The organism is Ideonella sp. P3_A4 (assembly GCF_056403075.1).
Map to the genome: position 1 here is coordinate 1 of NZ_JBFUGE010001045.1, position 1,387 is coordinate 1,387.

1 protein-coding gene and 1 pseudogene are annotated in these 1,387 nt (G+C 66.2%); one reads left to right on the forward strand and one right to left on the reverse strand.

From position 1 onward, the window contains the following. Nucleotides 1-1,132, forward strand: a 1,132-nt coding sequence (locus AC1DYI_RS35680; protein WP_477208823.1) for a M4 family metallopeptidase, incomplete at its 5' end; no start/stop codon positions are given. A gap of 71 nt (nt 1,133-1,203) precedes the next feature. On the opposite strand, the pseudogene AC1DYI_RS35685 reads toward AC1DYI_RS35680, so the two are convergent. Continuing rightward, nucleotides 1,204-1,387 (reverse strand): annotated as a pseudogene (locus AC1DYI_RS35685) (IS1595-like element ISBeb2 family transposase); the annotation flags it as partial.

Consider the following 1,387-nt stretch of genomic DNA (forward strand, 5'->3'; position numbering starts at 1 on the left):
GGCCTGGGACGTGCTCTACACCGGCACCACGCCTGAAGGCGTGCCGACCGAGAAGCATGTGATCGTGCACGCCCACACCGGCAAGGTGCTGGACAGCTTCGACGACGTGATGCACGCCGCCGCCGTGGGCGCCGGCCACAGCCTGTTCCTGGGCGCCATCAACATCGACACCGATTCGCAACAAGCCGGCGGCTTCGCCCTGCGCGACACCACCCGCGGCGGCCACGCGGTGTACGACCTGAAGGGCAAGTTCAGCGGCGCCGGCACGCTGTTCACCGACGCCGACAACACCTGGGGCGACGGCACCACGAAGGACCGCGCCACGGTCGCCGTCGACGCCGCTGCCGGCCACGCCCTGACGTGGGACTATTACCTGAACGTTCACGGCCGCCACGGCATTGCCGACGACGGCAAGGGTGCGACCTCGAAGGTGCATCAGTCGCTGTTCGGCCTGCCCTGGGTCAACGCCTCGTGGAGCGACAGCTGCTTCTGCATGAGCTATGGCGACGGCGACAACAGCACCTGGCCGCTGGTGGCGATCGACGTGGCCGGCCACGAAATGAGCCATGGCGTGACCTCGCGCACCGCCAAGCTGACGTACTCGGGTGAATCCGGCGGCCTGAACGAATCGACCTCCGACATCTTCGGCTCGATGGTCGAGTTCTACGCCAACAACCCGGCCGAAACGCCCGACTACCTGATCGGCGAGCGCCTGTCGCGCAACGGCGACGGCCCGCTGCGCACGATGATCCAGCCCAGCACCGACGGCTCGTCGGCCGATTGCTGGTACGCAGACGTGGGCAAGCTTGACGTGCACTACTCGTCGGGCGTCGGCAACCACCTGTACTTCATGCTGGCGCAAGGCTCGCAGTCGGCGAACTTCCCGCACTCGAAGACCTGCCAGGAAGGCGACACCCGCGTCGCCACCGGTGAGGCGGTGGTCAGTGGCGTCGGCCGCGCCAAGGCCGAGAAGATCTGGTACCGCGCGCTGTCGGTCTACATGACCTCGAGCACCAACTACCACCAGGCCCGCGAAGCGACGCTGTCCGCCGCGGCCGACCTGTACGGTGGCGTGAACTCGAAGGTGTGGAAGAAGGTCAACGCCGCCTGGGCAGCGGTGAACGTCAAGTAATCCCTTCCGTTTTGCTCCGGAAGTTTGTGGGCCACCTTCGGGTGGCCTTTTTTTGGCTCTTTGCGCGTTGCCTATGGATGAGCGAATCGGCCGAGGGAGAGGCTGAGGAGCTGCTCCGGAGGTAGGTGGCGCGGCGCGCAGCGGTCAACAGCCCTGAACCAACCCAGGTAGTGGTGCAGGTAGGTGGTAGCCACACCGCGAAAGCGGCGCAGCCAGCCCTTGAGCCGTGAGTGGTAGGCGTTGACGTTCTGGATG